The organism is Streptomyces sp. RP5T, assembly GCF_003933965.1.
Taxonomy (GTDB): Bacteria; Actinomycetota; Actinomycetes; order Streptomycetales; family Streptomycetaceae; genus Streptomyces.
Window position 1 is genome coordinate 1 of the sequence record NZ_RSAJ01000511.1, and the last position, 6,031, is coordinate 6,031.

General features: G+C 71.5%; 3 protein-coding genes and 1 pseudogene. All 4 read right to left on the reverse strand.

Features of this window, described 5'->3' with window-relative positions; translation table 11 throughout:
* Positions 1-407 (reverse strand): annotated as a pseudogene (locus EHS43_RS34890) (aminopeptidase); the annotation flags it as partial.
* A gap of 133 nt (positions 408-540) precedes the next feature.
* On the reverse strand, positions 541-930 hold the full coding sequence (locus tag EHS43_RS34895; protein ID WP_125194650.1) for a hypothetical protein: 390 nt from the start codon (positions 928-930) through the stop codon (positions 541-543).
* Between the two features lie 130 nt (positions 931-1,060).
* On the reverse strand, positions 1,061-4,798 hold the full coding sequence (locus tag EHS43_RS34900) for an ABC transporter ATP-binding protein (RefSeq protein WP_125194651.1): 3,738 nt from the start codon (positions 4,796-4,798) through the stop codon (positions 1,061-1,063).
* A 70-nt stretch (positions 4,799-4,868) separates the two neighbouring features.
* Entirely contained in the window at positions 4,869-5,912 is a 1,044-nt protein-coding gene (locus tag EHS43_RS34905; protein ID WP_125194652.1) for an esterase-like activity of phytase family protein, read from the reverse strand.
* Positions 5,913-6,031 lie beyond the last annotated feature (119 nt).

Consider the following 6,031-nt stretch of genomic DNA (forward strand, 5'->3'; position numbering starts at 1 on the left):
GGCCGGGAGGGCGTGAAGAAGCGGTACTCCATGGAGACCTGGTTGCCGTCCACGATCTGGGTCGGCTCACTGCGCCGAGGCGTGGTGGAGACGTTGTAGCCGCCGGTGTAGAACACCGTCGGCCGGCTCACGTCCTTGTGCAGCACGGTGATGCGCTGCTGGAACGTGCCCTTGGACGGGTGCCGGTGGTCGACCGGCTGGGTGTAGTTGAGCACGAAGAAGCGGTAACCGGTGTACGGCTTCTCCTCGATCAGGCTCATCCCCGGGACGGCGAGGAGCTGATCCTTGATGTCGCTGGTGGCACCGGTGCCTTGGGCCTCCGGCTCGGCGGCGGTGGCCACCCCTGCCGTGCCGACCGTGCCTATGAGCACGACCAGCGTGAGAAGCCATCTGAGCGCCTTGCGCATGCACCCTCCCCTGTGAGTACAGATGTGCGCCGGACGCTAGCGGCGCAAGTGCGGTCCGCACCAGGGGAGATGGCGCCTCGATGGGGAAAACCCTGTGGGGAATCCCGTGGAAATGCCGTGGGGAGTCCGTGACTCAGAGCCGGATCCAGCCGTCCGAGTCGTACTTGCCCCGGCCGACCTGGCCCTTCACCCACACCTTCCGCTGCCCGGCGTGCACGGTGACAGGTCCGGCGCGGTACTTGTACTTGTCGGCGTCCTCGACCGGCAGCAGCCCGTACGCGCGCAGGTACACCCTCATGTACTGGCGGACGCCGGGATGCTTGGGGAGCGTGATCGCGCACACGTACCCGCGCCGCTTGTAGACCTCCACGGTGCCGGTGGAGAACGGGAACGATCTGACCTTGCGCCCCTCGCACGACGTGGCCGCGGCCTGCGCGTGCCCCGGCGCGGCGACCGCGAGCATCCCGGCCACCGTCGTCACGGCCAGCCCTTGCGCCAGCCGTCGTATCGCTCCACTGATCACTGCCGCCCCTCCCGCAGCTCCGGCGTACAGGTGTACGGACGTCAAACGTATGTCGGACGGTTGCACGACCGTCAACGAGACACCTCGAACGGCCGGTTCACGCCGCCGTGGACGGCCACCCCGGCCCCGGTCACGCCGCCGCGGGCTCGTCCTCGCCGACGAAGGTCCGCCACAGGTCCGCGTACCGGCCGTTGCGGGCGAGCAGTTCGTCGTGGGTGCCGTCCTCGGCGACGCGGCCGTGATCCATGAGCACGACCCGGTCGGCGCGGGCCGCCGTGGTGAGGCGGTGGGCCACGACGAGGGTGGTGCGGCGGCCCGCGAGCCGGTCGGTGGCCTGGTTGACCTGGGCCTCGGTGGCGAGGTCCAGGGCCGCCGTGGCCTCGTCGAGGAGCAGGATGTCCGGGTCGACCAACTCGGCGCGGGCCAGGGCGATCAGCTGGCGCTGGCCGGCCGAGAGGTTGCGGCCGCGCTCGGCGACCTCGTGGAGGTAGCCGCCCTCCAGCGTGGCGATCATCTCGTGGGCGCCGACCGCGCGGGCCGCCGCCTCGACCTCGGCGTCGGTGGCGTCCGGGCGGCCGTAGGCGATGGCGTCACGGATCGTGCCCTGGAAGAGGTACGCCTCCTGCGGGACCACGCCGAGGCGGTGGCGGTAGGAGGTCAGGTCCAGGGAGCGCAGGTCGGTGCCGTCTACCGTCACCCGCCCGCCCGTCGGGTCGTAGAACCGGGCCACCAGCTTGACCAGGGTGGACTTGCCCGCGCCCGTCTCGCCGACGAACGCGACCGTCTGGCCCGCGGGGATCCGCAGGTCGATGCCGCCCAGCGCCTCCTCGTCGTCCCCGTACGCGAAGTGCACGTTCTCGAAGGCCACTTCGCCGCGCAGCGAGCGGACCTCCAGCGGCTCCTCGGGCGCCTTCGTGGACGTCGGCTCCTGGAGCAGCTCCTGGATGCGGCCCAGGGAGACGGTCGCCTGCTGGTAGCCGTCGAAGACCTGGGAGAGCTGCTGGACCGGGGCGAAGAACAGGTCGATGTAGAGCAGGTAGGCGACCAGGGCGCCGGTCGTCAGGGTCGCCGCGTCCACCCGGCCCGCACCCGTGACCAGCACGGCGGCCACGGCGACGGAGGACAGCAGCTGCACGAAGGGGAAGTAGACCGAGATCAGCCACTGGCCCCGGATGCGGGCCTGGCGGTAGCTGTCGCTGCGCTCCGAGAAGCGCCGGCCGCCGTCGGCCTCACGCCGGAACGCCTGCACGATCCTGAGCCCGGACACCGACTCCTGGAGATCGGCGTTGACCACCGAGACGCGTTCCCGGGCGAGTTCGTAGGCCTTCACGCTGGCCTTGCGGAAGAAGTACGTGGCGACGATCAGCGGCGGCAGGGTCGCGAAGACGACCAGCGCGAGCTGTACGTCGATCACCAGCAGGGCGACCATGATGCCGAAGAAGGTGACGACCGAGACGAACGCGGTGACCAGGCCCGTCTGCAGGAAGGTCGACAGGGCGTCGACGTCCGTCGTCATCCTCGTCATGATCCGGCCGGTCAACTCCCGCTCGTAGTAGTCGAGTCCGAGCCGCTGGAGCTGGGCGAAGATCTTCAGTCGCAGGGCGTACAGGACCCGTTCGCCGGTGCGCCCGGTCATCCGGGTCTCGCCGAACTGGGCCGCCCACTGGGCCAGCACCGACAGCAGGGCGAGCAGGGTCGCCGTCCAGACCGCTCCCATGGCCATCCGCGAGACACCGTCGTCGATGCCGTGCCGGATCATCACGGGCAGGAGCAGACCCAGGCCGGCGTCCAGCGCGACCAGGCCGAGGCTGATCAGCAGCGGGCGTCCGAAGCCCCGCAGCAGCCGTCGCAGTCCGTACGACTCCTCGGGCGTGACCGCGCGTGCCTCGTCGATGTCGGGGACGTCCGTGGCCGGGGGCAACGCGTCGACCTGGGCCAGGAGTTCGGGGGTGGCCGGGGTGCCGGCGAGGGCCGTGTCCTCGGCGTTCCCGCGCTCGCGGTCGCCGGTCCACAGCCGGGGCGTCACCCCGCGCTCGGCGTCGAACTCGGCGTCCAGTTCCTCGCGTACGGAGGTGTCCTCCTGGACGGCGGCCGGCCGGGCGTGGCCCGGGGAGACACCGCCGAGGCCGTCGGGGTCGGTGAGCAGGCGGCGGTAGAGGGCGGAGCGCTGCTCCAGCTCCTCGTGGGTGCCCACGTCGGCGAGGCGGCCGTGCTCCAGGACGGCGATGCGGTCGGCGAGGTTCAGGGTGGAGCGGCGGTGGGCGATGAGGAGGGTCGTACGGCCCTCCATGACCTGCTTGAGCGCCTCGTGGATCTCGTGCTCGACCTGCGCGTCCACGGCGGAGGTGGCGTCGTCCAGGACGAGCAGGCGAGGGTCGGTGAGGATCGCGCGGGCGAGTGCGACGCGCTGGCGCTGGCCACCGGAGAGGGTGAGGCCGTGCTCGCCGACCTTGGTGTCGTAGCCCTCGGGGAGTTCGGTGATGAAACGGTCCGCCTGGGCGGCGCGGGCGGCCTTCTCGATCTCCTCCTGAGTCGCGTCGGGACGGCCGTAGGCGATGTTGGCCCGGACCGTGTCCGAGAACAGGAAGGAGTCCTCGGGGACCAGGCCGATCGCGGCCCGCAGGGAGTCCAGGGTGAGCTCGCGGACGTCGTGGCCGCCGATCAGGACGGCGCCGTGGGTGACGTCGTAGAAGCGCGGGAGCAGGAGGGAGACCGTGGACTTGCCCGAGCCGGAGGAGCCGACGACCGCGAGGGTCTCACCGGGGCGGATCTCGAAGGAGAGACCGTCGAGGACCGTGCGGCCGTCCTCGTAGCCGAAGGAGACGTCGTCGAACTCGACCGTCGCGGGCGCGTCGGCGGGCAGCTCCTTGGTGCCGTCCTTCAGGTACGGGTCGGTGTCGATCAGTTCCAGGACGCGCTCGGTGCCGGCGCGGGCCTGCTGGCCGACCGTGAGGACCATCGCGAGCATGCGGACCGGGCCGACGAGCTGGGCGAGGTAGGTGGAGAAGGCGACGAAGGTGCCGAGCGTGATGTGACCGCGGACCGCGAGCCAGCCGCCGAGCGCGAGCATGGCGACCTGCCCGAGGGCGGGGACGGCCTGGAGGGCCGGGGTGTACTTCGAGTTGAAGCGGATCGTGCGCAGCCGGCCCGCGTACAGGCGGCGGCCGATCCGGCGGAGCTTCCCGGTCTCCTGGTCCTCCTGCCCGAAGCCCTTCACCACGCGCACGCCGCTGACCGCGCCGTCGACCACGCCCGCGACGGCGGCGGCCTGGGCCTGGGCGTACCAGGTGGCGGGGTGCAGTTTGGAGCGGGAGCGCCTGGCGATCACCCACAGGGCCGGGGCGACCGCCAGGGCGACCAGGGTGAGCGGGATCGACAGCCAGGCCATCACGGCCAGGGAGATCACGAAGAGGGCGAAGTTGCCGATCGTCATCGGCAGCATGAAGAGCAGGCCCTGGATCAGCTGGAGGTCGCTGGTGGCCCGTCCCACGACCTGGCCCGTGGACAGCTCGTCCTGGCGGCGGCCGTCCAGGCGGGTGATGGTGTCGAACATCTCCGTGCGCAGGTCGTGCTGGACGTCCAGGGCGAGGCGGCCGCCGTAGTAGCGGCGGACGTAGGTGAGGACGTAGACGAGGACGGCGGCGGCGATCAGGGCGCCGGCCCAGGGGGCCATGTCCCGGGTGTGGGCGCCGATGACGTCGTCGATGATCACCTTGGTGATCAGCGGGACGACCGCCATGACGGCCATGCCGCCCAGGGAGGAGCCGAGGGCGAGGACGACGTCCTTGGGGTGGCGCCAGGCGTACCCGGCCAGTCGTCGTGCCCATCCCCGTTGCGGTGTCACGCGGGTGCCCTCCGGTTCGTCCATGGTCCTGATCTACCGGAAGGCACCAACGCGGCTGGAAGCGGATTTCATCCCTCCGCAACAAATCCCGAGGTCAGACTCGGACCCTCAGGGAGTAGAAGCGGGTCGTCTGCACCGCGTTCTGGTTGTCGTCGCTGACCAGGAGGACCTTCAGGCGGCCCTTGTCGTGTCCGGTGACGGCCATGCCCTCGATGTTGTCGAGGAGCGGGTTCGGCTGGGGCTGCTTGGCCGTGGCGCCCAGGGTCGGGCAGCTCGCGAGGTCGGTGAGCAGGGTCTTGCCGATCAGGCGTACGTCCGCCTGGCCCGTGAGGTTCTCGATGCCGCCGGTGTCCGTCGCGTGGCGGGGGTCGGCCAGATAGAGGCGGACCGTGTTGCCGACGCCGGAGGTGAAGCCGCGTTCCAGGACGAGGAGGCGGCCGTCGGGCAGGGCCTGTACCTCGGGGACGCCGAGGAAGGCGGCGTCCGTGCGGTAGGCGTACTGTTCCGCGGGCTTCCAGGTCCTCGCGTGCCGCGTCCAGGTCTGGAAGCGGACGATGCCGGCCGTGTCGCCGGAGAGCGCGTACTCCATGGAGGCGAGCAGGGTGCGGCCGCCGTGCAGGAGGGTCAGGCCCTCGAAGGTCTGGTTGGCGGTGGCGCGGCCGGCCGGGGCGCCCCGGAGGGCGGCGGGGACGGGGAGCCGGTCCAGGATCTTGCCCTGGGCGCTGTAGCGGCGGATCGACGGTTCGGTCTCGGAGGTGACCAGCCGGGTGCCGTCCCGGTCGATCACCAGCCCCTCGGAGTCCAGCGCGGCCCCGTTCTCGTCGGCGAGCGGGACGGCCTTCCGGGGCGCGAGGGTCCTCGGGTCCAGGCCGAAGAGGGCGGAGCGGTCGGAGAGGGCGGCGAGGGAGCCGTCCCGGTCCACGGCGAGCGCGGAGAAGTTGCCGACGAAGGTGCCGTCGTACGTCGTCTTGTCGAGCGCGTCGGAGAAGCGGTCGAGGGAGACGGACGGGGAGCAGACGTGGCTCACCGGGGCCGGGGCCGGTGCCTGGGCCGAGGCGGCGGCGGTCCCCGCCCCCGTCAGGCAGGTCGCCGCCGCCAGGGCCGCGGTGGTGGTCGCGAGTACGGTTCTCAGCTGCATGAGCGTCACCGTAGGACGGGTGGGTGACCTACGGGAGACACCACCATGAAGGCCCGGCACGCCCGCCCGCACGGGGCCCCGCCCCGGCCGCCACGAACAGCACGGAGCCACCTCCGAGT

Bases quoted from the DNA above. Each gene is read 5' to 3' on its own strand.
- EHS43_RS34900 (WP_125194651.1), bottom strand. From the start codon at position 4,798: ATGGACGAACCGGAGGGCACCCGCGTGACACCGCAACGGGGATGGGCA.
- EHS43_RS34905 (WP_125194652.1), bottom strand. From the start codon at position 5,912: ATGCAGCTGAGAACCGTACTCGCGACCACCACCGCGGCCCTGGCGGCG.